The organism is Streptomyces sp. NPDC002403, from assembly GCF_053593015.1.
Map to the genome: position 1 here is coordinate 1 of NZ_JBSFBQ010000008.1, position 25347 is coordinate 25347.

The 25347-nt window shown below is 69.8% G+C and carries 20 protein-coding genes and 2 pseudogenes; 13 read left to right on the forward strand and 9 right to left on the reverse strand.

Annotated elements, in window-relative coordinates; all coding sequences use genetic code 11:
* From ACWCPY_RS11960 to ACWCPY_RS11980, 5 genes and pseudogenes are all read right to left on the reverse strand, one after another.
* Positions 1-85: pseudogene (locus tag ACWCPY_RS11960) on the reverse strand (ATP-binding cassette domain-containing protein); the annotation flags it as partial.
* Positions 86-109: 24 nt separating this feature from the next.
* On the reverse strand, positions 110-1720 hold the full coding sequence (locus tag ACWCPY_RS11965; RefSeq protein WP_451264190.1) for an FAD-dependent oxidoreductase: 1611 nt from the start codon (positions 1718-1720) through the stop codon (positions 110-112).
* A 5-nt stretch (positions 1721-1725) separates the two neighbouring features.
* Positions 1726-3252, reverse strand: coding sequence for a glycerol kinase GlpK (glpK, locus tag ACWCPY_RS11970; protein ID WP_451264191.1), 1527 nt, complete (start codon positions 3250-3252; stop codon positions 1726-1728).
* A gap of 56 nt (positions 3253-3308) precedes the next feature.
* Positions 3309-4100 (reverse strand): MIP/aquaporin family protein, encoded by a 792-nt coding sequence (locus ACWCPY_RS11975; protein WP_451264192.1) that lies wholly within the window; start codon positions 4098-4100, stop codon positions 3309-3311.
* A gap of 234 nt (positions 4101-4334) precedes the next feature.
* Positions 4335-5099 (reverse strand): IclR family transcriptional regulator, encoded by a 765-nt coding sequence (locus tag ACWCPY_RS11980; RefSeq protein ID WP_451264193.1) that lies wholly within the window; start codon positions 5097-5099, stop codon positions 4335-4337.
* Between the two features lie 239 nt (positions 5100-5338).
* Between ACWCPY_RS11980 and metH the strand changes: the two genes are divergently transcribed.
* From metH to ACWCPY_RS11995, 3 genes are all read left to right on the forward strand, one after another.
* On the forward strand, positions 5339-8851 hold the full coding sequence (metH, locus tag ACWCPY_RS11985) for a methionine synthase (RefSeq protein WP_451264194.1): 3513 nt from the start codon (positions 5339-5341) through the stop codon (positions 8849-8851).
* 121 nt (positions 8852-8972) lie between these two features.
* Positions 8973-9674, forward strand: a complete 702-nt coding sequence (locus ACWCPY_RS11990) for an HAD family hydrolase (protein ID WP_451264195.1) — start codon at positions 8973-8975, stop codon at positions 9672-9674.
* A gap of 366 nt (positions 9675-10040) precedes the next feature.
* Positions 10041-11642 carry an ABC transporter substrate-binding protein gene (locus ACWCPY_RS11995; protein WP_451264196.1) on the forward strand — a complete coding sequence of 534 codons (1602 nt, stop codon included), beginning with the start codon at positions 10041-10043 and terminating at the stop codon, positions 11640-11642.
* A 53-nt stretch (positions 11643-11695) separates the two neighbouring features.
* Here the strand turns inward: ACWCPY_RS11995 and ACWCPY_RS12000 are convergent, their stop codons facing one another.
* A complete protein-coding gene (locus tag ACWCPY_RS12000; protein WP_093541287.1) occupies positions 11696-12367 on the reverse strand; it encodes a response regulator in 672 nt (223 codons plus the stop codon).
* A gap of 10 nt (positions 12368-12377) precedes the next feature.
* Positions 12378-13223, reverse strand: a complete 846-nt coding sequence (locus ACWCPY_RS12005) for a RecB family exonuclease (protein WP_451264352.1) — start codon at positions 13221-13223, stop codon at positions 12378-12380.
* A gap of 171 nt (positions 13224-13394) precedes the next feature.
* Between ACWCPY_RS12005 and ACWCPY_RS12010 the strand changes: the two genes are divergently transcribed.
* The 3 genes from ACWCPY_RS12010 to ACWCPY_RS12020 all read left to right on the forward strand — a co-directional run bounded on the left by ACWCPY_RS12010 (position 13395) and on the right by ACWCPY_RS12020 (position 16438).
* Positions 13395-14645: a site-2 protease family protein gene (locus ACWCPY_RS12010; RefSeq protein WP_451264353.1), complete on the forward strand. Its 1251-nt coding sequence runs from the start codon at positions 13395-13397 to the stop codon at positions 14643-14645.
* Positions 14646-14706: 61 nt separating this feature from the next.
* A complete protein-coding gene (locus ACWCPY_RS12015) occupies positions 14707-15612 on the forward strand; it encodes a tRNA (adenine-N1)-methyltransferase (RefSeq protein ID WP_072484399.1) in 906 nt (301 codons plus the stop codon).
* A 247-nt stretch (positions 15613-15859) separates the two neighbouring features.
* Entirely contained in the window at positions 15860-16438 is a 579-nt protein-coding gene (locus ACWCPY_RS12020; protein ID WP_451264354.1) for a hypothetical protein, read from the forward strand.
* A 39-nt stretch (positions 16439-16477) separates the two neighbouring features.
* Here ACWCPY_RS12020 and ACWCPY_RS12025 read toward each other — a convergent pair whose 3' ends face one another.
* The gene (locus ACWCPY_RS12025; RefSeq protein WP_189543606.1) at positions 16478-16789 is read right to left on the reverse strand and encodes a ferredoxin; all 312 of its coding nucleotides are present in this window, start codon (positions 16787-16789) and stop codon (positions 16478-16480) included.
* A 241-nt stretch (positions 16790-17030) separates the two neighbouring features.
* On the opposite strand from ACWCPY_RS12025, the gene arc reads away from it, so the two are divergent.
* The 6 genes and pseudogenes from arc to prcA all read left to right on the forward strand — a co-directional run bounded on the left by arc (position 17031) and on the right by prcA (position 22839).
* Complete coding sequence (arc, locus tag ACWCPY_RS12030) at positions 17031-18797, forward strand: proteasome ATPase (protein WP_451264197.1); 1767 nt, start codon at positions 17031-17033, stop codon at positions 18795-18797.
* A gap of 234 nt (positions 18798-19031) precedes the next feature.
* Positions 19032-20543, forward strand: coding sequence for a depupylase/deamidase Dop (gene dop / locus ACWCPY_RS12035; RefSeq protein WP_451264198.1), 1512 nt, complete (start codon positions 19032-19034; stop codon positions 20541-20543).
* A 120-nt stretch (positions 20544-20663) separates the two neighbouring features.
* Positions 20664-20882, forward strand: a complete 219-nt coding sequence (locus ACWCPY_RS12040) for a ubiquitin-like protein Pup (protein ID WP_124718707.1) — start codon at positions 20664-20666, stop codon at positions 20880-20882.
* A gap of 101 nt (positions 20883-20983) precedes the next feature.
* Positions 20984-21171: pseudogene (locus ACWCPY_RS12045) on the forward strand (endonuclease domain-containing protein); the annotation flags it as partial.
* The gene (gene prcB / locus ACWCPY_RS12050) at positions 21123-21968 is read left to right on the forward strand and encodes a proteasome subunit beta (RefSeq protein WP_362442499.1); all 846 of its coding nucleotides are present in this window, start codon (positions 21123-21125) and stop codon (positions 21966-21968) included. The pseudogene ACWCPY_RS12045 and the gene prcB, both read left to right, overlap by 49 nt.
* Positions 21969-22026: 58 nt before the next feature.
* Positions 22027-22839 (forward strand): proteasome subunit alpha, encoded by an 813-nt coding sequence (gene prcA, locus ACWCPY_RS12055; protein ID WP_451264199.1) that lies wholly within the window; start codon positions 22027-22029, stop codon positions 22837-22839.
* Between the two features lie 68 nt (positions 22840-22907).
* On the opposite strand, the gene ACWCPY_RS12060 is transcribed toward prcA, so the two are convergent.
* Entirely contained in the window at positions 22908-23948 is a 1041-nt protein-coding gene (locus ACWCPY_RS12060) for a LacI family DNA-binding transcriptional regulator (protein WP_451264200.1), read from the reverse strand.
* Positions 23949-24081: 133 nt separating this feature from the next.
* Here ACWCPY_RS12060 and ACWCPY_RS12065 point away from each other — a divergent pair, with 133 nt between their 5' ends.
* On the forward strand, positions 24082-25341 hold the full coding sequence (locus ACWCPY_RS12065; protein ID WP_451264201.1) for an MFS transporter: 1260 nt from the start codon (positions 24082-24084) through the stop codon (positions 25339-25341).
* Positions 25342-25347: the final 6 nt, after the last annotated feature.

Consider the following 25347-nt stretch of genomic DNA (forward strand, 5'->3'; position numbering starts at 1 on the left):
GCGCGACCGGCTCGCCCGCCAGGAGCCGCAGGAAGTGCGACTTCCCCGAACCGTTCGAGCCGAGCACGGCGACCCGTTCCCCGTAGACCTCGCCGTACGTGAGGACCCGTCAGTCCCGGTCGCCGAGCATCGACTCGACGCCGGCCCGGATCTCGTCCGTCGCCAGCCCCCGGATCGTCAGGGTGGTACGGCGGCGCAGCACGTCGTCCGCCGTCTCGGCCCACTCGTGGTCCCGGGCGTAGGCGACCTGCGCCCAGATCTCCGGCGCGTCCGGGTGGATGCGCTCGGCCAGGGCCGGGTTCTCGTTCGCCATCCGGGCGATGTCGAAGGAGAGCGAGCCGTAGTGGGTGGCGAGGTGCCGGGCGGTGTCGGCCGCCATCCGCGGGCCGGGCGTGCCGCCGTCCACCAGCAGCCGGTGCGCCACCGCGTTCGGGTTGGCGATGCCGGGCAGCGGGAGCTTCTTCGGCAGGTGCGCGATCGGCTCCATGTCCTCGGCGAGCGGGTGCCCGGGGAGCGCGGCCAGCTTGTTCATCACCGTACGGCCGATGTGGCGGAACGTCGTCCACTTGCCGCCCGCGACCGACAGCATCCCGCCGCGGCCCTCGGTCACGACCGTCTCGCGCTTGGCCTTGGAAGTGTCGCCGGGGCCGCCGGGCAGCACCCGCAGACCGGCGAAGGAGTAGGTGATCAGATCGCGCGACAGCTGCTGGTCCCGGATGGAGAACGCCGCCTCGTCGAGGATCTGCGCGGTGTCCTTCTCGTTGACCGCGACGTCCGCGGGATCGCCCTCGTACTCCTCGTCCGTCGTGCCGAGCAGCAGCATGTCCTCCCACGGCAGGGCGAAGGTGATGCGGTACTTGTCGATCGGGGTGGCGAGCGCCGCCTTCCAGGGGCGGGTGCGCTTCAGGACGAGGTGCGCGCCCTTGGACAGACGTATGGACGGCGCCGCGTTCGGGTCCTCCATCTTCCGCAGGTGGTCGACCCACGGTCCGGTGGCGTTCAGCACGAGCCGGGCGGTGACGCCGAACTCCGTGCCGTCCGTGCGGTCCTCCAGCTCGGCGCCGGTCACCCGGCCCTTGGTGAACCGCAGACCGGTCACCGCCGCGTGGTTGAGGACGACCGCGCCCGCGTCGACGGCCGCGCGGACCGTCATCAGTGCCATCCGGGCGTCGTTCATCTGGTCGTCGCCGTACACCGCGACGGCCTTCAGATTGTCCGTACGCAGCTCGGGCACATCGCGCCGTGCCTTCGCCGGGCTGATCACATGGCCGACGCCGTCACCGAACGCGGACAGCGCCGAGTACGCGAACACACCCGCGCCCAGCTTGGCCGCGCCGTGCGGCCCGCCCTTGTAGACGGGCAGGTAGAAGGTGAGCGGGTTGGCGAGGTGCGGGGCCACCTGACGGGACACCGCACGTCGCTCGAAGTGGTTCTCCGCGACCAGCTTCACCGCTCCGGTCTGCAGGTAGCGCAGGCCGCCGTGGAGCAGCTTGGAGGAGGCGGAGGAGGTGGCGCCGGCGAAGTCGCCGGCGTCCACCAGGGCCACCCGCAGCCCGGACTGCGCGGCGTGCCAGGCGGTGGAGATGCCCAGGATGCCGCCACCGATCACCAGGAGGTCGTACGTCGCCTTGGAGAGCTGCTCCCGAGTCTCGGCGCGGCTCGGAAGGGAGCCGGAGGCCGGGTGCGTCCCGAGGGCCGGGACGCTCTGCAGGGTGGTCATGTCGATTACTCCTCGTCTTCGATCCAGCCCATGGTCCGTTCCACGGCCTTGAGCCAGCTCTTGTACTCGCGGTCGCGGGTGTCCGCGTCCATGCGGGGGGTCCACTCGGCGGCCCGGCGCCAGTTGGCGCGCAGCGCGTCGGTGTCCGGCCAGAAACCGACGGCGAGACCGGCGGCGTAGGCGGCGCCGAGGCAGGTCGTCTCGGCGACCATCGGCCGCACCACGGGTGCGTCCAGGAAGTCGGCGAGCGTCTGCATCAGCAGGTTGTTGGAGGTCATGCCGCCGTCGACCTTGAGGGCGGTCAGCTCGACCCCCGAGTCCTTGGTCATGGCGTCGGTGATCTCGCGGGTCTGCCAGGCGGTGGCCTCCAGGACGGCACGGGCGATGTGCGCCTTGGTGACGTACCGGGTCAGACCGGCGATGACGCCGCGGGCGTCGGAGCGCCAGTACGGGGCGAACAGGCCGGAGAACGCGGGCACGAAGTACGCGCCGCCGTTGTCCTCGACCGACAGGGCCAGGGTCTCGATCTCGGCCGCCGACTTGATCAGGCCCATCTGGTCACGCATCCACTGCACCAGCGAACCGGTGACGGCGATGGAGCCCTCCAGGGCGTAGACCGGCTTCTGGTCGCCGATCCGGTACCCGACGGTCGTCAGCAGTCCGTTGTACGAGTTGACGGGCGTCTCACCGGTGTTCATCAGCATGAAGGTGCCGGTGCCGTACGTGGACTTGGCCTCGCCCTCGGAGAAGCAGGTCTGGCCGAAGAGGGCCGCCTGCTGGTCACCGAGCGCGGACGCCACGGGGACCCCGTCGAGCACGCCGCCCTTGGCGGTCCCGTACACCTCGGCGGAGGAACGGATCTCGGGGAGCACGGCGGCCGGGATCTCCATCGACTGGAGGATCCGCTCGTCCCACTGCATCTCGTGCAGGTTCATCAGGAGCGTGCGCGAGGCGTTGGTGACGTCGGTGACATGGACGCCGCCGTCGGTGCCGCCGGTCAGGTTCCAGATGACCCAGGAGTCCATGGTGCCGAAGAGGATGTCGCCGCGCTCGGCGCGCTCGCGCAGCCCCTCGACGTTGTCGAGCAGCCAGCGGACCTTGGGGCCGGCGAAGTACGAGGCGAGCGGCAGACCGGTCTCGCGGCGGAAGCGGTCCTGGCCGACGTTGCGGCCGAGCTCCTTGCAGAGCGCGTCCGTCCGGGTGTCCTGCCAGACGAGGGCGTTGTGGACGGGCTCACCGGTGTTCTTGTCCCAGAGCAGTGTGGTCTCGCGCTGGTTGGTGATGCCGATCGCCTTCACGTCGGCGGCGGTGATGCCGGCCTTGACGATGGCGCCGGCCACGACCTCCTGGACGTTCTCCCAGATCTCGGTCGCGTCGTGCTCGACCCAGCCCGGCTTCGGGAAGATCTGTTCGTGCTCCTTCTGGTCGACGGAGACGATCCGGCCGTCCTTGTCGAAGACGATGCAGCGGCTGGAGGTGGTGCCCTGGTCGATGGCCGCGATGAACGGGCCGGTGGTGTGTGCGTCGGTCACGGTGTGCTCCCGGAGGTCTGTGTGGTCGTGAGGGTTACGGCTCTGGGCGCCGCGGCTCAGGCGAAGGCGACGTTGTAGAGCCCGCCCGCGATCGCGCCGCCGATGAGCGGTCCGGCGACCGGGATCCAGGCGTAGCCCCAGTCGGAACCGCCCTTGTTCGGCAACGGCAGCAGCGCGTGCACGATACGCGGGCCGAGGTCGCGGACCGGGTTGATCGCGTAGCCCGTCGGACCGCCGAGCGAGAGACCGATACCGACGACCACCAGAGCGGTGACCAGCGCGCCGAGCGTGCCCAGGCCGTTGCCCTCGTTGTTGAGGCCCTGGGTGAGGATCGCGAGGACGAGCACGACGGTGGCGATGATCTCCGTGACCAGGTTCTGCACGGCGTGGCGGATCTCGGGGCCGGTGGAGAAGATGCCCAGCACCGGGCCGGCCTTCGGGGCGGACGCCTCGTCGACCATGCCCTCGTCACCCGTGTGGGCGGCCAGGATCTCCGGATCGGTGAGATGCGCCCGGAACTGTCCGTAGTAGGTCAGCCAGACCAGCACCGCGCCGATCATCGCGCCGAACAGCTGGGAAACGAGGTACAGCGGTACGTCGCTCCACTTGGTGCCGCCCTCGATCGCGAGGCCGATCGTGACCGCCGGATTGAGATGCGCGCCCGAAACGCCGCCGGCCAGATACGCGCCGGTCAGCACGGCGAAACCCCACCCGAAGGTGATGGCCAGCCAGCCGGCGTTCTGCGCCTTGGAGCGCTTGAGAGTGACGGCGGCACAGACACCGCCGCCGAGCAGGATGAGTACGGCGGTACCTATGGTCTCGCCGATGAAGATGTCGGAGCTGGACACCCGCGACTCCTTTGTCCTTCGTCCAGGGAAGCCGAACCCCGGGTCACTCCGGTGGTCCGCGCCCTCGTGCGAGGGCGTTTCCGGCCCTTGACGCTGTCACACCCTAACGCTTGTTTCCGTTTGGTGTTCGACAATGCCGACCGATGAACGGCAATGCTTCCCCCAGGTGAATCAGGCGTCAAGGGTTGTGTGGCCTATAACTCGATCGTTACCGGCACCGGTCCGCCGCGGCGGTCAGAACCGTCCGGCGCCCAGGTCCCTGGAGACCGCCCGGGCGCAGTCGCGCACCGCGGCGATCAGCTCGGGGCGCAGCTCCCCGTCCGCGCAGACCCGCTCCACGGCGCCGGTCACGGCCACCGCGCCGACCGGCATCCGCCGCCGGTCGTGGATCGGGGCGGCCACCGCGGCCACGCCCTCCCAGGTCTCCTCCACGTCGGCCGCCCAGCCGCGCGCCCGGATCAGGTCGAGCATCGTCTCGAACTCCTCCGCGTCGGTGACGGTGCGCGGGGTGAAGGGCTGCCGCTCGGCCTCCATGGCCTCGGTGTGCGCCACCGGGTCGTACGCCGAGAGCACCTTGCCCAGGGCCGTGGAGTGCAGCGGCTGCATGGCCCCGACCTCCAGGACCTGGCGGCTGTCGTCGGGGCGGAAGACGTGGTGGACGATGAGGACGCCCTGCTGGTGCAGCACGCCGAGATGGGTGCTCTCGCCGCTGGAGCGGGCCAGGTCGTCCGTCCAGACCAGCGCGCGGGCCCGCAGCTCGTGGACGTCCAGATAGCTGTTGCCCAGGCGGAGCAGCTCGGCGCCCAGCTGATAGCGGCCGGACGCGGCGTCCTGCTCGACGAAACCCTCGTGCTGGAGCGTGCGCAGGATGCCGTGTGCGGTGCCCTTGGCCAGGCCCAGTGAAGAGGCGATGTCGGACAGTCCCAGCCGACGCTCGCCACCTGCCAGCAGACGCAGCATCGCCGCCGCCCGCTCCAGCGACTGGATGTTCTTGGCCATCGCGCCGTACTCCTCCACCTCGGTTCGACAATGCTGAACACTATCGGTCGATGCCGACCCCCGCTCGATCGCGCGGCAAAACCGCGACACCGCTGCGAACCGGACATCCCCCCGCACAGCATGCAGTCCGCTCCGTGGGACGGAGTGACGGCCCCGGGCGTCGCCCGGCTAGGCTGGCCTGGTGCGCCTTCCACCGAAGACGCAAAGCCGACAGCCGTCGCATCCCAGGGAGTACATCCATGGCCTCGTCGCCGACCCCTTCCGCCGACAGCCGGAACCGAGCCGAAGCCCTCCGCGAGGCGCTCGCCACCCGGGTGGTGGTGGCCGACGGTGCCATGGGCACCATGCTCCAGGCGCAGGACCCGAGCCTCGAGGACTTCCAGGACCTCGAGGGCTGCAACGAGATCCTGAACGTCACCCGCCCCGACATCGTGCGCTCGGTGCACGAGGAGTACTTCGCCGTCGGCGTGGACTGCGTCGAGACGAACACCTTCGGCGCCAACCTGGCGGCCCTGGGCGAGTACGACATTCCCGAGCGGGTCTTCGAGCTCTCCGAGTCCGGCGCGCGCATCGCCCGCGAGGTCGCCGACGAGTTCACCGCCTCCACCGGACAGCAGCGCTGGGTGCTCGGCTCGATGGGCCCGGGCACGAAGCTGCCGACGCTGGGCCACGCCCCGTACACCAAGCTCCGCGACGCCTACCAGCAGAACGCCGAGGGCATGATCGCCGGCGGCGCCGACGCCCTCCTGGTCGAGACCACCCAGGACCTGCTCCAGACCAAGGCCTCCGTCATCGGCGCCCGCCGCGCCCTGGAGGCCACCGGGGCCAACCTCCCGGTGATCTGCTCCGTCACCGTCGAGACGACCGGCACCATGCTGCTCGGCTCCGAGATCGGCGCGGCGCTCACCGCCCTGGAGCCCCTGGGCATCGACCTCATCGGCCTGAACTGTGCCACCGGCCCGGCCGAGATGAGCGAGCACCTGCGCTACCTCGCCCGGCACTCCCGCATCCCGCTCTCCTGCATGCCCAACGCCGGCCTCCCCGTGCTCGGCAAGGACGGCGCGCACTACCCGCTGTCCCCGGCCGAGCTCGCCGACGCCCAGGAGACCTTCGTCCAGGAGTACGGCCTCTCGCTGGTCGGCGGCTGCTGCGGCACGACCCCGGAGCACCTGCGCCAGGTCGTCGAGCGGGTCCGCGGCGCGGCCGTCACCCCCCGTACCCCGCGCCCCGAGCCGGGTGCCGCCTCCCTCTACCAGACCGTCCCGTTCCGCCAGGACACCTCGTACCTCGCGATCGGTGAGCGTACGAACGCCAACGGGTCCAAGAAGTTCCGCGAGGCCATGCTCGAAGCCCGCTGGGACGACTGCGTGGAGATGGCCCGCGACCAGATCCGCGAGGGCGCGCACATGCTCGACCTCTGCGTCGACTACGTGGGCCGCGACGGCGTGGCGGACATGGAGGAGCTGGCCGGCCGGTTCGCCACCGCGTCCACCCTGCCCATCGTGCTGGACTCGACGGAGCTGCCCGTACTGCGGGCCGGTCTGGAGAAGCTGGGCGGCCGTGCCGTCCTGAACTCGGTCAACTACGAGGACGGCGACGGTCCCGAGTCCCGGTTCGCCAAGGTCACCGCGCTGGCCGTGGAGCACGGCGCCGCGCTGATCGCGCTGACCATCGACGAGGAGGGCCAGGCCCGTACCGTCGAACACAAGGTCGCCGTGGCCGAGCGGCTGATCGCGGACCTGACCGGCAACTGGGGCATCCAGGAGTCGGACATCCTCATCGACACCCTGACCTTCACCATCTGCACCGGCCAGGAGGAGTCCCGGGGCGACGGCATCGCCACCATCGAGGCGATCCGCGAGCTGAAGAAGCGCCACCCCGAGGTGCAGACCACGCTCGGCCTGTCCAACATCTCCTTCGGCCTCAACCCGGCCGCCCGTGTCGTGCTGAACTCCGTCTTCCTCGACGAGTGCGTCAAGGCCGGCCTCGACTCCGCGATCGTGCACGCCTCCAAGATCCTGCCGATCGCCCGCCTGGAGGAGGAGCAGGTCAAGGTCGCCCTCGACCTGATCCACGACCGCCGCGCCGAGGGCTACGACCCGCTCCAGAAGCTCATGGAGCTCTTCGAGGGCGTCAGCACGAAGTCCATGAAGGCGGGCAAGGCCGAGGAACTCCTCGCGCTGCCCCTCGAGGAGCGACTCCGGCGCCGCATCATCGACGGTGAGAAGAACGGCCTGGAGAACGACCTCGACGAGGCACTGCGGACCCGCCCGGCCCTCGACATCGTCAACGACACCCTCCTGGAGGGCATGAAGGTCGTCGGCGAGCTCTTCGGCTCCGGCCAGATGCAGCTGCCCTTCGTCCTCCAGTCCGCCGAGGTCATGAAGACCGCGGTGGCGTACCTCGAACCGCACATGGAGAAGTCCGACGCCGAGGGCAAGGGCACCATCGTCCTGGCCACGGTCCGCGGCGACGTCCACGACATCGGCAAGAACCTCGTCGACATCATCCTGTCCAACAACGGCTACAACGTCGTCAACCTCGGCATCAAGCAGCCCGTCTCCGCCATCCTGGAGGCCGCCGAGGAACACCGGGCCGACGTCATCGGGATGTCCGGACTCCTGGTCAAGTCCACCGTGATCATGAAGGAGAACCTGGAGGAGCTGAACCAGCGCAAGCTGGCCGCCGACTTCCCCGTCATCCTCGGCGGCGCCGCCCTCACCCGGGCCTACGTCGAGCAGGACCTCCACGAGATCTACGAGGGCGAGGTCCGCTACGCCCGCGACGCGTTCGAGGGGCTGCGCCTGATGGACGCGCTGATCGCGGTCAAGCGCGGTGTCCCGGGTGCGGTCCTGCCCGAGCTGAAGCAGCGCCGGGTGCCCAAGCGGGACACCGCGGTCCTGGAGGTCGACGAGCCGCAGGAGGGCGTCCGCTCCGACGTCGCCGTCGACAACCCGGTCCCCGAGCCGCCCTTCTGGGGCACCCGGGTCGTCAAGGGCATCCAGCTCAAGGAGTACGCGTCCTGGCTCGACGAGGGCGCCCTCTTCAAGGGCCAGTGGGGGCTGAAGCAGGCCCGCGCCGGCGACGGACCGACGTACGAGGAGCTGGTGGAGACCGAGGGCCGCCCGCACCTGCGCGGCTGGCTCGACAAGCTCCACACCGAGAACCTCCTGGAAGCCGCCGTCGTCTACGGCTACTTCCCGTGCGTGTCCAAGGGCGACGACCTGATCCTGCTCCACGAGGACGGCTCCGAGCGGACCCGCTTCACCTTCCCGCGCCAGCGCCGCGGCCGCCGTCTCTGCCTCGCGGACTTCTTCCGCCCCGAGGAGTCCGGCGAGAAGGACGTGATCGGTCTCCAGGTCGTCACCGTCGGCTCGAAGATCGGCGGCGAGACCGCGAAGCTCTTCGAGGCCAACTCCTACCGCGACTACCTGGAGCTGCACGGCCTGTCCGTACAGCTGGCCGAGGCCCTCGCCGAGTACTGGCACGCCCGGGTCCGCTCGGAGCTGGGATTCGGCGGCGAGGACCCGGCCGATGTCGAGGACATGTTCGCGCTGAAGTACCGGGGGGCGCGGTTCTCCCTCGGCTACGGCGCCTGCCCCGACCTGGAGGACCGGGCGAAGATCGCCGAGCTGCTCCAGCCGGAGCGGATCGGGGTGCACCTCTCGGAGGAATTCCAGCTGCACCCGGAGCAGTCCACCGACGCGATCGTCATCCACCACCCGGAGGCGAAGTACTTCAACGCGCGGTAAGACGCCGTTCAACGCGTGGTAGCAGCACAAGTCGTACACTTGTCGGTCCAGTGCAGGCCGGTCGCCCCTTCCCACGGGAATTGGCGGCCGGCCTTCTCGTCCCTTACGGAAGGTGTGCCGGATGACCAGCACGGTATCCGCGTCCTTGACCCGCACGGCCGAAGGCGCCGCGCTCCAGGCCGTCCTGCTCGACATGGACGGCACCCTCGTCGACACCGAGGGCTTCTGGTGGGACGCGGAGGTGGAGGTCTTCGCCGAGCTCGGGCACCGGCTCGACGAGGCATGGCGGGACGTGGTGGTCGGCGGGCCGATGACCCGCAGCGCGGGCTACCTGATGGACGTCACCGGCGCGGACATCACCCTCGACGAACTCACCGTCCTGCTCAACGACCGCTTCGAGAAGCGCATCGGCCGCGGTGTACCGCTGATGCCGGGCGCGGAACGGCTGCTGGCCGAGCTGGCCAGGCACGAGATTCCCACGGCCCTGGTCTCCGCCTCGCACCGGCGGATCATCGACCGGGTGCTGGACTCGGTGGGCCGTCACCACTTCGCCCTCACCGTCGCGGGCGACGAGGTCACCCGCACGAAGCCGCACCCGGAGCCCTATCTCACCGCCGCCTCCGGCTTCGGCGCGGCCCCCGAGTGCTGCGCGGTGATCGAGGACACCGCGACCGGTGTCGCGGCCGCGGAGGCGGCGGGCTGCCGGGTGGTCGCCGTACCGTCCGTCGCCCCCATCGCCCCCGCGTCCGGCCGGGTGGTCGTGCGTTCCCTCGAAGAAGTCGATCTCGCCTTTCTCCGGCGCCTGGTCACGGGAAAGCGGTGATCCGGGTACCGAGAGTGTTTCTGTGAATAAACAGAAAAGCTCCCGGTGGTGGATGGTGTATTTCCTGTCGCGCGCACGTGTGGGCGGGTCGGGTGAGAGGTAAAGGATTCGAACAGGCCGTTGCGTGAGCTTTCTCACCCGAATGTGCCTCGGATTGCTTTCGAGATCGCCCGACATGTCCGTTCCAAGGTGTCGATGCGTCCTGTTTCATGTGGATATCGGCGAATCCCTTTCGGCGGGTGAAAACGGCGCGCCGCTCATTCCGATCACCATCCGATTACGCACCGGAAGTTCTTCGGTCCGGCATTCCCTGCGGCGCCCACTAATGTCGCTTTCTCCATGCCCGGATGAGGGAGAGCGTTCAGGATGAACCGCAAGACTCTGGTGCTGCCGGCCGTCGTCGGCCTGCTCGCACCCGTACTCGCCGCCTGCGGCGCGTCGGGTGACGGGAGCGATGGCCGGGCCGCCATCGTTGTCGGCACCACGGACCAGTTCGTCGCCTCGAAGGGCAACCCCGCGCCGCTCGATCCCGCCATCGGCTACGAAGCCGGTGTGTGGAACGTCCTCCGGCAGACCGTACAGACCCTGGTGCACGTACCGCGCGGCGGCGGCGAGCCGGTTCCCGAGGCCGCCGAGAGCTGCACCTTCACGGACACGCAGAACGAGAGCTACCGCTGCAAGCTGCGCAGCGGTCTGAAGTTCTCCGACGGCAAGGCCGTCACCGCCGACGACGTGAAGTACTCCATCGACCGCGTCATCCGCATCCATGCCCCCAACGGGCCCGTCGCCCTGCTCGACAACATCGACACGGTCGAGACACAGGGCGAGAGGGAGATCATCTTCCATCTGCGCGCGCCGGACGCCACGTTCCCGTACAAGCTCGCCACCCCGGTCGCCGGGATCGTGCCGCGGAGCCGGTACGCGGCGAAGTCCGCGCGTACCGGATTCCAGGTGGACGGCTCCGGCCCGTACACCATGAAGCCGGAGGTCGAGCACGACCAGGTCGTCAAGGTGGTCTTCACCAGGAACCCTCATTACAAGGGGGATCTCAAGGTGCGGAACGAGAAGGTCGAGCTGGACGTCTTCCCGGACCCGAAGGCCATGGGCAAGGCCCTCGACAGCCAGAGGATCGACATGATGACCCGCAGCATGTCGCCCGAGCAGTCCCAGCAGATGCTCGAACATCCCGAGGACGGGATCAAGCTCACCGAGATGCCCGGCCTCGCCATCCACTTCCTGGGCTTCAATACCGACGACCCGGCCGTCAAGAACAAGGCCGTCCGCCAGGCCATGGCCCAGATCATCGACCGCGGCGAAATCGCGAGCAAGGTGTACGGCACCACCGCCGAGCCGCTGTACTCACTGATCCCGTCCGGAATCACCGCGCACGCCAACTCGTTCTACAACAAGTACAGCGAACCCAGCGCCAGGAAGGCCGCGGCGATCCTGGACGCCGCGGGCGTCGACACCCCGGTGAGACTCACACTCCACTACCCGACCGACCGCGTAGGCGCCGGCACCGCCGCCGAGTTCAATACCCTCAAGAAGCAGTTCGACGACACCGGACTGTTCGACGTCTCCGTCCAGGGGACCCCGTGGGCCGAATACCGCCCGGCACAGCTGCGCGGCGACTACGCCGTCTACGGCATGGGCTGGTTCCCCGACTTCCCGGACCCCGACAACTTCATGGCGCCGTTCCTCGACCGGAACAACTTCCTCAACTCGCCCTACACGTCGGCCCCGGCGCAGAAGACACTCATCCCGCAGTCCCGCCGCGAGACCGATCGCAGCGCCGCGGCCAAGACCTTCCAGCGGCTCCAGGACATCGTCGCCACGGACGTGCCCGTACTGCCGATCTGGCAGGGCAAGCAGTACGCCGCCTCGCGCGACGGCCTCACCGGCGTCGAATGGGCGGTCAACTCCTCCGCCGACCTCCACCTGTGGGAGCTGGCGAAGGACGCCCGCTGAGCCCGGACGGCACCCGGGTACGGGCGAGGAACCCCCGCCCGTACCGAGCCGGGTCACTGGGCGCCGGGGCGCACCAGGCCGCTCTCGTACGCGTAGACGGCGGCCTGCACGCGGTCGCGCAGACCGAGCTTGGTCAGCACATGGCCGACATGCGTCTTGACCGTCGTCTCGCTGACGAACAGATCCGCGGCGATCTCTGCGTTCGACAGACCGCGGGCCACCAGCTTCAGCACCTCGACCTCGCGGTCGGTCAGCGTGTGCAGGGTGTCGGGCACCGGCTCCTCGCCGGACGGCAGATGGTCCGCGTACTTGTCGAGCAGCCTGCGGGTGATGCTCGGCGCGAGCATCGCCTCGCCCGCCGCGACCACCCGGATGGCCTGCACCAGCTCATTGGCCGGAGCGTCCTTCAGCAGGAAGCCGCTGGCACCGGCGCGCAAGGCCTCCACCACGTACTCGTCGAGGTCGAACGTGGTCAGCACCAGCACCTTCGCGGGGCCGTCGCGGCCCGGCCCGGTGATCTGGCGCGTCGCCTCGACGCCGTCCATCCGCGGCATGCGGATGTCCATCAGCACCACATCGGGCTGCAGCGCCCGTACCTGGTCGAGAGCCTGGAGACCGTCACCGGCCTCGCCCACCACCGCCAGGTCGCCCTCCGCCTCCAGAATCATCCGGAAGCCGGTGCGCAGCAGCGGTTGGTCGTCGACCAGTAGGACGCGGATAGCCACAGGGTCTCCTTCACGGTCCTTCGGGGGCCACAGGCCGGCCGGCCTCAGCATGGACCGGATCCATTCTGCCCTGCGCATCCTGCCCCGGATCCGCCGGGCGGACCGTCAACGGATAGACCGGGGGAGTACCACCGAATTCGGGACAGACCGACTGGTGGTCGCACCAGCCGCAGAGCTTCGTCGGCCGGGGCCGCCACTCGCCCGTCTCCGTGGCCAGCCGGATCGCGTCCCACAGCGCCAGCAGCTTGCGCTCGACCCGCTCCAGGTCCGCCACCACCGGGTCGTACGTCAGGATGTCCCCGCTGCCGAGGTAGACCAGCTGGAGCCGGCGCGGCACCACGCCCTTCAGCCGCCAGATCACCAGGGCGTAGAACTTCATCTGGAAGAGCGCGCCCTCCGCGTACTCCGGGCGCGGTGCCTTCCCCGTCTTGTAGTCGACGATCCGGACCTCGCCCGTCGGCGCCACGTCGATCCGGTCGATCACCCCGCGCAGGCGCAGCCCCGACTCCAGCTCCGTCTCGACGAAGAGCTCCCGCTCCGCGGGTTCGAGGCGCGTCGGATCCTCCAGCGAGAACCACCGCTCCACCAGGCCCGCCGCCTCCGAGAGCCAGCGCGCGAGCCGCTCGCCCCCGGCATCCTCGGCGAACAGCTCCGACAGCTCCGGCTTCGACTCCAGCAGCCGGTCCCACTGGGCGGGGACCAGCGCCGTGGCCCGGCCCGCCGTGCGCTCCACCGCGGGGTTGTCGAAGAGCCGCTCCAGCACCGCATGCACCAGCGTGCCCCGGGTAGCCGCCTCACTGGGCTTCTCCGGCAGTCTGTCGATGACCCGGAAGCGGTACAGCAGCGGACACTGCATGAAATCGCTCGCCCGCGACGGCGACAGGGACGAAGGCGGCTGAGCGGGCCGCGGCAGGGTGGTCATGTCGAAGACCCTACGGCCCGCCACCGACAGCGGGCGGCATACCATCGACCACACAGCCTCGAACACTGCATGATCGTGCCGTACGGCACCGACCGAAGGGACCCCGTGGACGAGAGCGGCGACAGCGGGCGGCCGCAGCCGGGCGCAGGGGGAACGCCCCCCGGCACCGGCCCCGGCAAGGGCGAACCGCAGCGCCCCGAAGAGCCCGGAGGCGGCCTTCTCATGGGCCGTCCGTTCGGTGTGCCTGTGTATGTCGCGCCCAGCTGGTTCCTGGTGGCCGCGCTGATCACCTGGGTCTTCGGCGGCCAGCTCAACCAAGTGCTGCCCGAGCTCGGCACGGCGCGCTATCTGGTCTCCCTCTTCTTCGCGATCGCCTTCTACGCCTCCGTGCTCGTCCACGAACTCGCCCACACCGTCGTGGCGCTGCGCTACAAGCTGCCGGTGCGCCGCATCCAGCTCCAGTTCTTCGGCGGCGTCTCCGAGATCGAGAAGGAGTCCGAGACCCCGGGCCGCGAATTCATGCTCGCGTTCGTGGGACCGCTGCTCTCCCTGGTGCTCGCGGGCGTGTTCTACGTCGGGATGAAGTTCGTCGCCCCCGGCACCGTGCCCGGTGTCCTGCTCGCCGGACTGATGATCTCCAACCTGCTGGTGGCCGCCTTCAACCTCCTCCCCGGCCTCCCGCTGGACGGCGGGCGGATGCTCCGCGCCGTCGTCTGGAAGATCACCGGGCGCCCGATGAGCGGCACCGTCGCCGCCGCCTGGGTCGGCCGCGCCCTCGCCGTCATCACCCTGATCGGTCTGCCGCTGCTCACCCACACCGGGACCTTCGGCAACGACCCCGGCGAGCTCAGCGGCATGGACACCATCACCGACGCGCTGCTCGCCGCCATCCTCGCCGCGATCATCTGGACCGGAGCGGGCAACAGCCTGCGCATGGCCCGCCTGCGCGAACACCTCCCCGAGCTGCGCGCCCGCACCCTCACCCGGCGCGCCGTCCCGGTGGAGTCCGCCACCCCCCTCTCCGAGGCCCTGCGCCGGGCCAACGAGGCGGGGGCCCGCGCCCTCGTCGTCGTCGACGGACACGGCGAGCCCAAGGGCATCGTCCGGGAGGCGGCCATCGTCGGGGTGCCGGAGCACCGCCGCCCCTGGGTGGCCGTCAGCGGCCTCGCCCAGGACCTCACCGAGGGCATGAAGGTCTCCGCCGAGCTGTCCGGCGAGGCGCTCCTGGACCGGCTCAAGGCCAGCCCGGCCACCGAGTACCTCGTCCTGGAGGAGACCGGCGAGATCTACGGCGTCCTCTCCACCGCCGACGTCGAACGGGCGTTCGTCGCCGCCCTGGCCAGGCCGGCCGCCTGACCGCCGGGGCCCGCCCAGGGCTCGCGGTCGGCGCCCCGGGAATCACCGGTACGCTGGTCACATGTCTGAACCGACCGGTGCCGCCCGCCGACGCGGGCCCTTCAAGGTCGGGGACCAGGTCCAGCTCACCGATCCCAAGGGACGCCACTACACCTTCACGCTCGAAGCCGGAAAGAACTTCCACACCCACAAGGGTTCTTTCCCGCACGACGAGCTGATCGGTGCTCCCGAGGGCAGTGTTGTCCGGACCACGGGAAACGTCGCCTATCTCGCGCTGCGCCCGCTGCTCCCCGACTATGTCCTGTCCATGCCCCGCGGCGCCGCCGTGGTCTACCCCAAGGACGCGGGGCAGATCCTGGCCTTCGCCGACATCTTCCCCGGCGCCCGCGTCGTGGAGGCCGGTGTCGGCTCCGGCTCGCTCTCCACCTTCCTGCTGCGCGCCATCGGCGACCAGGGCATGCTGCACTCCTACGAGCGCCGCGAGGACTTCGCCGAGATCGCCCAGCAGAACGTGGAGCGCTACTTCGGCGAGCCGCACCCGGCCTGGCAGCTCACCGTCGGCGACCTCCAGGACAACCTCTCGGACACCGACGTCGACCGCGTCATCCTGGACATGCTCGCCCCCTGGGAGTGCCTGGAGGCCGTCTCCAAGGCCCTGGTGCCCGGCGGCATCCTCTGCGCGTACGTCGCCACCACCACCCAGCTCGCCCGGACCGTCGAGTCCATCCGCGAGATCGGCTGCTTCGCCGAGCCGCAGCCCTGGGAATCGATGATCCGCAACTGGCACGTCGAGGGCCTGGCCGTCCGCCCGGATCACCGCATGATCGGCCACACCGGCTTCCTCGTGACCGCCCGCCGCCTGGCCGACGGTGTGGAACCCCCGCTGCGCCGCCGCCGCCCCGCCAAGGGCGCCTACGGCGAGGACTACGACGGTCCCGGCAGCCAGAGCGGCTCCTCCCGCGGCTGACCCGCGCAACGCACCGGCGCCGCCGTGGAGTTCCCGGACCGACCCGGGAACTCCACGGCGGCGCCCTTTCGTTGCCGGTACGAGGACACCGTCCCCACCGGCCGGGTCATCCGTTCCCACCCCACCGTTCCGCTGTTCCGTGAGGTGTGGCACGATGCTGGCCACCCCGCGCCACCGCAGCGGTCCCACCGGCGCCGCCGCCCATCCCGGCATCCTCGAACCACAGGAACCACAGGAGACATCCCGCGTGCAGACCTCCGAGCTTCCGGACCTCGCGCACACCGACACCAAGCCGCTGCACTGGCTCGCCACCGCGACCGCCATGGCCGCCGTCGTCGCGGCGGCCGGCCTGCTCCAGCCGGACCCCGCGGCCTCGGCCTCCGCCCCCCGTCGCACCACGGCGCAGCACGGCACCACGGCCGTCACCGCCCCCGACCCGGCACGGGCGGACTTCCCCCTGGAGTGCGGCGGATTCGGGACCACCGTGGCCAAGCGGGCCACCGGTGACCTGGACGGCGACGACCGCCCCGAGACCGTCGCGGTGGTCCACTGCGCGGCCGGCTCGGGTTCCCCGCCCAGCGGTGTCTACGTCCTCACACACGGAAGCGGGGCCGCACCGCGGGTCGTGGCGACCCTGGTGGACCCCGCCCAGCAGATGAGCATCGGCGATTTCACGGTGCGTGACGGAATTATTTCGGCCACTCTGTTCGGCTACTCCTCGGACACCGTGGCACGGTGCTGCCCCGACCAGCAGGAGCAGGTCACCTGGGAGTGGAAGGGCGGCGCATTCGTCCGCGCCACCCACGCCGCCCCACGTAGCGCCTGAGCGGTCACCGGGCGTGAGCGGAGGCCCGCGACCGCCGGATCAGGCGGCCTCGGGCCCGTAGACCTCGACACTGTCCGACACGCGGCGTACATGGATGCAGTCGCCCGGGCACTCCTTGGCCGAATCGACGACATCCTGGAGCAGGGGCAGCGGAACGGGCGTGGTCGCGCCCTTGTCCTGCAGGAGTTCGTCGTCCGCGCTCTTCACGTACGCCAGGCCGTCGATGTCCAGCTCGAACACCTCGGGGGCGTACTGGACGCAGATGCCGTCCCCCGTGCAGAGGTCCTGGTCGATCCAGACCTCCAGCTCCTGCGCGTCGCCACCGTTGGGAGCGTCCTGCTGCACGGTCATTTCTCCTGCCGTTCCCTGCGTATCCGAACCAAAAGAAGCCAGCCCTGACGGGTGTTGAACGGTTCGACGATACAACCGGCCGCTTTCCGATGTTGAAGGGTGGGTATTCCCCTGTCACGAGGGGGAACGCAAGGGTGAAGATCGGACACGCCCCGCAGTCTTTGTGATCTAGGGGTTTCAATCATCACCCACCCAGGTAGGGTCAGGAAGCGTCCAGCTCCCCTTGGAGGAGGTGAGGACCGTGGCAGCCCACGACGACGACATCAACCGCGGCATCCGGCCCGGGCGGGGGTCCGATGACCCAGCCGGCCAGGTCGCCTATCTCGAGCAGGAAATCGCCGTCCTGCGACGTAAGCTCGCCGACTCTCCGCGCCATACGAGGATTCTCGAAGAGCGGATCGTCGAGTTGCAGACCAACTTGGCAGGCGTGTCCGCACAGAATGAGCGGCTCGCCAACACATTGCGCGAGGCCCGGGACCAGATCGTGGCCCTCAAGGAAGAAGTCGACCGGCTCGCGCAGCCGCCGGCCGGTTTCGGTGTGTTTCTGCAGGGCAATGAGGACGGCACCTGCGACATCTTCACCGGGGGCCGGAAGCTCCGGGTGAACGTCAGTCCCAGTGTCGAGCTCGACGACCTCCGGCGCGGCCAGGAAGTCATGCTCAACGAAGCGCTCAACGTGGTCGACGCCATGGAATTCGAGCGGGCCGGGGACATCGTCACCCTCAAGGAAATCCTTGAGGACGGCGAGCGGGCCCTGGTCATCGGGCACACCGACGAGGAACGGGTGGTGCGGCTCGCCGAGCCGCTGCTGAACATCGCCATCCGCCCCGGCGACGCCCTCCTGCTCGAACCCAGGTCCGGCTACGTCTACGAAGTGGTGCCCAAGAGCGAGGTCGAGGAGCTCGTCCTCGAAGAGGTACCGGACATCGACTACGACAAGATCGGCGGCCTGGGCGACCAGATCGAGCTGATCCGGGACGCGGTCGAGCTCCCCTACCTCCACCCCGATCTCTTCAAGGAACACGAGCTGCGTCCGCCGAAGGGCATCCTGCTCTACGGTCCGCCCGGCTGCGGCAAGACACTCATCGCCAAGGCCGTCGCCAACTCCCTTGCCAAGAAGGTCGCCGAGGTCACCGGCCAGCCGGCGGGCAAGAGCTACTTCCTCAACATCAAGGGTCCGGAGCTTCTCAACAAGTACGTCGGCGAGACCGAGCGGCACATCCGCCTGGTCTTCCAGCGCGCCCGTGAGAAGGCCGGCGAGGGCACCCCCGTCATCGTCTTCTTCGACGAGATGGAGTCCCTCTTCCGTACCCGGGGATCCGGCGTCAGCTCGGACGTGGAGAACACCATCGTCCCGCAGCTGCTCGCCGAGATCGACGGTGTCGAGGGCCTGGAGAACGTCATCGTCATCGGCGCCTCCAACCGCGAGGACATGATCGACCCCGCGATCCTGCGACCCGGCCGCCTCGATGTGAAGATCAAGATCGAGCGTCCGGACGCGGAGGCCGCGAAGGACATCTTCGCGAAGTACCTCACGCCTTCGCTGCCGCTGCACTCGGACGACCTCGCGGAGCACACCGGCTCCAAGGAAGCCGCGGCGCACGCCATGATCCAGTCCGTCGTCGAGCGGATGTACACCGAGTCCGAGGAGAACCGCTTCCTCGAAGTCACGTACGCCAACGGGGACAAGGAAGTCCTGTACTTCAAGGACTTCAACTCCGGAGCGATGATCCAGAACATCGTCGACCGGGCCAAGAAGATGGCCATCAAGGCCTTCCTCGACCAGGGCCAGAAGGGCCTTCGCGTCTCCCACCTCCTCCAGGCCTGCGTGGACGAGTTCAAGGAGAACGAGGACCTGCCGAACACCACCAACCCGGACGACTGGGCCAGGATCTCCGGCAAGAAGGGCGAGCGGATCGTCTTCATCCGCACGCTCGTCACCGGAAAGCAGGGCGCGGACACCGGCCGCTCCATCGACACGGTGGCGAACACCGGGCAGTACCTGTAGAACACGGACAGGCTGCGGATGCCCGGCCGGGCATCCGCAGCCGATTGCTTTCGGTCCAGCTCACGCGACACCGCAGCAATGACGTAATTGATCTCCCCACCAGCACAGAGGCGCTCTAGGCTCTTGCGTACCGCCCGGTCGCGCAGTGCGTGGACGGGCAGTGCACGCGCACCGACAAGCAGCGGTACTTGAGCGCCGCCCCTCAAGGGAGCGCCGCCGGGCAAGGAGGGCCGCATGACCGTACGGCGAGTAATGGGCATCGAGACGGAGTACGGGATCTCCGTCCCCGGCCACCCCAACGCCAATGCCATGCTCACCTCGTCCCAGATCGTCAACGCCTACGCAGCGGCGATGCACCGGGCGCGCCGCGCCCGCTGGGACTTCGAGGAGGAGAACCCGCTGCGGGACGCGCGAGGTTTCGACCTCGCCCGCGAGACCGCGGACTCCAGCCAGCTCACCGACGAGGACATCGGCCTCGCCAATGTCATCCTCACCAATGGGGCCCGCCTCTACGTCGACCACGCACACCCGGAGTACAGCTCCCCGGAGGTCACCAATCCGCGGGACGCGGTCCTCTGGGACAAGGCCGGTGAACGCATCATGGCCGAGGCCGCCGAGCGCGCGGCCCAGCTTCCCGGTGCCCAGCCGATCCACCTCTACAAGAACAACACCGACAACAAGGGCGCCTCGTACGGCACGCACGAGAACTACCTGATGAAGCGGGACACCCCGTTCTCCGACATCGTGCGCCATCTGACCCCGTTCTTCGTCTCACGCCAGGTGGTCACCGGGGCGGGGCGCGTGGGAATCGGCCAGGACGGCCACGAGCACGGCTTCCAGATCAGCCAGCGCGCCGATTACTTCGAGGTCGAGGTCGGGCTGGAGACCACGCTCAAGCGCCCCATCATCAACACCCGCGACGAGCCCCACTCCGACGCGGAGAAGTACCGCCGGCTCCATGTGATCATCGGGGACGCGAACCTCTCGGAGATCTCCACCTATCTCAAGCTCGGCACCACCGCCCTGGTCCTGTCCATGATCGAGGACGGCTTCATCAACGTCGATCTCGCGGTCGACCAGCCGGTGCGCACCCTGCACCACGTCTCCCACGACCCGACCCTGAAGCACCTCGTCACGCTGCGCAGCGGCCGCACCCTCACCGCCGTACAACTGCAGATGGAGTACTTCGAGCTGGGCCGCAAGTACGTCGAGGAGCGGTACGGGGCCGATGCCGACGAGCAGACCAAGGACATCCTGATCCGCTGGGAGGACACCCTCAACCGGCTGGAGAACGATCCGATGAGCCTGTCCGGCGAGCTCGACTGGATTGCCAAGCGGGAGCTCATGGAAGGCTACCGCCGCCGCGACAGCCTGGACTGGGACGCGGCACGGCTGCACCTGGTGGATCTCCAGTACGCCGACGTACGGGCCGAGAAGGGCCTGTACAACCGTCTGGCGGCCCGCGGGAAGATGAAGCGGCTGCTGGACGAGGGCGAGGTCGAGCGGGCCCGTACGGGGCCTCCGGAGGACACCAGGGCCTATTTCCGCGGCCGCTGCCTGGAGCAGTACGCCGACGACGTGGCGGCGGCCTCCTGGGACTCGGTCATCTTCGACCTGCCGGGTCATGACTCGCTGCAACGGGTACCCACCCTGGAACCGCTGCGTGGCACCCGCGACCACGTCAAGGAGCTCCTGGACCGCTGCCGCACGGCGGAGGAGCTGGTCCAGGTCCTGTCGGGCGGCTGAAAGGGCGGGGATCGGGGAATCATCGGGATGTCCCCCGGACGTTGAGGGAAGTACCGGGCCGATGTCGGAGCCCGTGGGTAGGGTCTGATCAAGTGCTTCGAACCGAGCGGGGTGAGCTAGATGGCGACCAAGGACACCGGCGGCGGACAGCAGAAGGCGACGCGTTCCACCGAGGAGGTCGAGGAGCAGGCGCAGGACGCCCAGGTCTCCGAGGACCTCAAGGACCGCCAGGAGAAGCTGAGCGACGACGTCGACTCGGTTCTGGACGAGATCGATGACGTGCTGGAAGAGAACGCGGAGGACTTCGTGCGGTCCTTCGTCCAAAAGGGCGGACAGTAGTTCACAGGTGTGAACGCGGGGGAGCGGAGAGCGGTGCGCGCGGTACGGGCCGGGTCGGCCCGTACCGCGCGGGCACAAGCGGCACCGCGAGCCGTGCAGCTGCCCCCGCCGTTCATGTGGATCACCGCCGCTGGACGGGTAGGGTCCGTGGCGTAACCGCATCTGCAATTCGGCCATCGGCAGGTTGGGAGACGATCCTGACGCCTTGCTCAGGGCCGTCGTTTACCTGGAGGGAAACGCGTGGAAGCCAACACTCGTAGCACCGGGCGTCTACCAGCTGCCTTCCTGACGCCGGGATCCTCTTCGTTCATGGATTTCCTGTCCGACCACTCGCCCGGGATGCTTCCGGGCAACCGGAACCTGCCTCCGCTCCAGGGGGCCGTCGAGGCACCGCACGGGACGACCATCGTCGCGGCGACGTTCGACGGCGGCGTGGTCCTGGCCGGTGACCGGCGCGCGACCATGGGCAATGTGATCGCACAGCGCGACATCGAGAAGGTCTTCCCGGCCGACGAGTACTCGGCGGTGGGCATCGCCGGCACGGCCGGGCTGGCCGTGGAGATGGTCAAGCTCTTCCAGCTGGAGCTGGAGCACTTCGAGAAGGTCGAGGGAGCGCAGCTCTCCCTGGAGGGCAAGGCGAACCGGCTCTCCACGATGATCCGCAGCAATCTGGGCATGGCGATGCAGGGCCTCGCGGTCGTGCCGCTCTTCGCCGGTTTCGACATCGACCGCGAGAAGGGCCGCATCTTCTCGTACGACGTCACCGGCGGCCGTTCCGAGGAGCACGGCTACGCGGCCACCGGTTCCGGGTCGGTCTTCGCCCGCAGTTCGATGAAGAAGCTCTACCGCCAGGACCTGACGGAGCAGGAGGCGCTCACCCTGGTCGTCCAGGCGCTGTACGACGCCGCGGACGACGATTCGGCGACCGGCGGCCCGGATGTGGCCCGGCGGATCTACCCGATCGTCACCGTCATCACCGACGAGGGCTTCCGGAAGCTGGACGAGGCGGAATCCTCCGAGATCGCCCGCTCCATCCTGGAACGCCGGCTGGAGCAGCCCGACGGCCCGCGCGCCGCGCTGCTCTGACCTCCGTTCCGCTGCTTCTCCGATGCTCTCGTCACTGACAGAAAGGGACGGATAACCGGTGTCGACGCCGTTCTATGTCTCACCTCAGCAGGCCATGGCCGACCGGGCGGAATACGCCCGGAAAGGCATCGCCCGTGGTCGCAGCCTGGTTGTGCTGCAGTATGCCGACGGCATTGTGTTCGTCGGCGAGAACCCGTCCCGTGCGCTGCACAAGTTCAGCGAGATCTACGACCGGATCGGCTTCGCCGCCGCCGGCAAGTACAACGAGTACGAGAATCTCCGCATCGGCGGCGTGCGCTACGCCGATCTGCGTGGATACACCTACGACCGTGACGACGTGACGGCCCGTGGGCTGGCCAACGTCTACGCCCAGACGCTGGGCACCATCTTCTCCAGTGCGGCCGAGAAGCCGTACGAGGTGGAGCTGGTGGTCGCAGAGGTGGGCACCGAGCCCGAGGGCGACCAGATCTACCGGCTGCCGCACGACGGCTCGATCGTCGACGAGCACGGCTCGGTCGCGGTGGGCGGCAACGCCGAGCAGATCAGCACCTTCCTGGACCAGCGGCACCGCGACGGGATGACGCTCGCCGAGGCGCTGAAGCTGGCGGTGCAGGCGCTGTCGCGCGATCCCAACGGCAGCGAGCGGGAGATCCCCGCGGAGCGGCTGGAGGTCGCGGTCCTGGACCGTACGCGGCCGCAGCAGCGGAAGTTCAAGCGGATCGTCGGCAGGCAGCTGGCGCGGCTGCTGGAGGCGGACGGCGGTTCCGCGCCGACGGACGCCCCCTCCGACACCGAAGAGGCCGAGGGCGGCGAGTCCGCCGCCGCGGCGGAGGCCCCCAAGTCCACCGACTCCGGCGGGGACGTGGAGTAGTCCTGCGGGGGACGGCCCGTCGCCGTTCCCGTGCCCCGGTCCGCCGCGATCGGCGGGCCGGGGCACTGTCATGCGCGCGGGGCGTCCGCGGGCGGGGCCGCCGACGATCCCCGGGCCACCAGATGCACGGGAAGGCTGCCGGGCTCGGCCGGCCGGTCGTCCAGGACCGCCAGCAGCGCCGACATGCCGCGCTCCCCGACCTGCTCGGCGGGCAGTTGCACGGTGGTGAGCTCCGGCTCGACGGCCGTGGCCAGGGCCAGATCGTCGAAGCCGGTGACGGACAGGTCGTCGGGCACGCGGAGACCGAGCCTGCGGGCGGCCTTGCAGGCACCCGCGGCGAGGATGTCGTCGTCGCAGACGATGGCGGTGGGCCGGGGGCCCGGGGCGGCGAGCGCGTGCTCCGCCGCGATGCGGCCCGCGTGGACGTCGAGCGCCGCCGGAACGGTCCGTACAAAGGTGCCGGGAACCGCCCGCAGGGCGTCCCGGAGCGCCCGGCCGCGCACCGCGAAGGTCCAGGAGTCGACCGCCGAGGCCAGGTGGACGAAGCGGCGGTGGCCGAGCGCCAGCAGATGGTCCGCCACCTGCCGCATTCCGTCGGCGATGTCCAGATTGACGCGGGCCGCGACCCCGGTGTCCGCCGGGTCGCTGTCGAGCATGACCAGCGGCAGGCCCGCGCCGCGCAGCTCGTCGAGCGCGCCGGCGGCCATGGAGGAGGCGATCACGCCGTCCAGGGAGGCGCTCGCCGAGTCGAAGGGGTCCCGGGCCGGGCCGGTGCCGTCGGGCGACGGGTAGAGGACGACGCCGAAGCCGTGCTCGGCGGCGACCGCCGCGGCGCCGGTGTAGACGCGTGCGAAGAACTCGTTGGTGAGCGCCGGGACGACCAGCAGCGCGGTCCTGGTGCGGCCCAGGCGCAGATTGCGGGCGGCGAGATTGGGCCGGTATCCGAGCTCGTGGGCGGCACCGCGCACGCGCTCGGCGGTGGCCTCGGAGACCCGGCCGCGCCATTTGCCGCCGAGCACGAGGGAGACGCTGGCCTGCGAGACACCCGCGGCCCGGGCGACGTCGCGGCTGGTGGGCCGGGTCGGGACGGGCTGTGCTGCGCTGGTCACTCGGACCTCCGGGCCGGTCGGGGCAGGCGCTGTGAGGTGGACCTGCGGACTGGGCACATGGTACGTATGAGCCTCGACGTTATACGTAAAACCTCGGGGTCGTCGGACCGTCGGGGGAGAGGGGCTACGGGACATGGCCGCGGGATATCTGGACATCCTCCGGGCGCGGCACGCCGCCCGGCTGCTGGCGGGAACCCTGGTGGGCCGCCTGCCGAACGGCACCGCCCCCGTCGCGATCGTGCTGTTCACCCGCGCCGAGGGCGGCAGCTACGCCCTCGCCGGAGCGCTCGCGGCCGTGTACGGGCTGGCCACCGCGGTCGGCCAGCCGCTGCTGGGCCGTGCCGTGGACCTGTACGGCCAGCCACGCGTCCAGCTCCCGGCCGCCGTGGTGTCGGCGCTCGGCATGGCCCTGCTGGCCCTGACGGGCCTGGGATCGCTGCCGCTGGCCTACGCGGCGGTGACGGTGGCCGGCGTCTTCACGCCGCCGCTGGAGGGCGGCCTGCGGGCCCTGTGGCCGAGTGTCCTGGGCGGTGAGGACCGGGTGCACCGGGCGTACGCCCTGGACGCCGTCGCCCAGGAGGTCATGTTCACCGTGGGCCCGCTGCTGGTGACGGTGCTGGTCTCCCTCTGGTCGCCCGCCGCGGCCCTGCTCGTCATCAACGCGACGGGAGTCCTGGGGGCCCTCTCCGTTGTCCTCTCCGAGCCCTCCCGGGCCTGGCGCTCCGCACCCCGCGAGGCGCACTGGCTGGGCGCGCTGCGCTCGCCGGGGCTGCTGGCGCTGCTCGGGTCGTTCTTCTTCGTCGGCCTCGCGCTGGGCTCGATCACGGTGGCCGGTGTGGCCTACGCCGACGACCACGGCCGGGAGTCGGTGTACGGCTGGCTGATGGCCGCGCTCGGGCTGGGCGCGCTGATCGGCGGCGCGGTCTACGGGGCGCGGCAGTGGGCCGGGGCGCCGGAGCGCCGGCTGCGGGTGATCGTCGCGCTGCTGGCACTGGGCTATCTGCCGCTGATGCTGACCCCCGGAGTGGTCGCCATGACCGCACTGGCGGCAGTGGCCGGAGTCTTTCTTGCACCCGCCATCGCGTGCTCCTTCATCGTGGTCGACCGGCATGCCCCGCGGGGCACCGTGACCGAGGCGTTCTCCTGGCTGGTGACGACCTTCGGGGTCGGTGCGGCGGTGGGAACGGCCGTGGCGGGCCCGGCCGTCGAGCTGGGAGGCACCTCGTGGAGTTTCGCCGTGGCGGCCGCCGGTGGGGTGGCGGCCCTGCTCGTCCTGCTGGCGACGGGAAAGGTACTGGCAGTTCCCGGGCGTACGGCCGTTGCCGTGCGGGGATCGGAAAATGATCGAAACGGTGCTGTCGAACCCGGTTTCAGCTCAGGCCATCAGGCGTAATGTTCA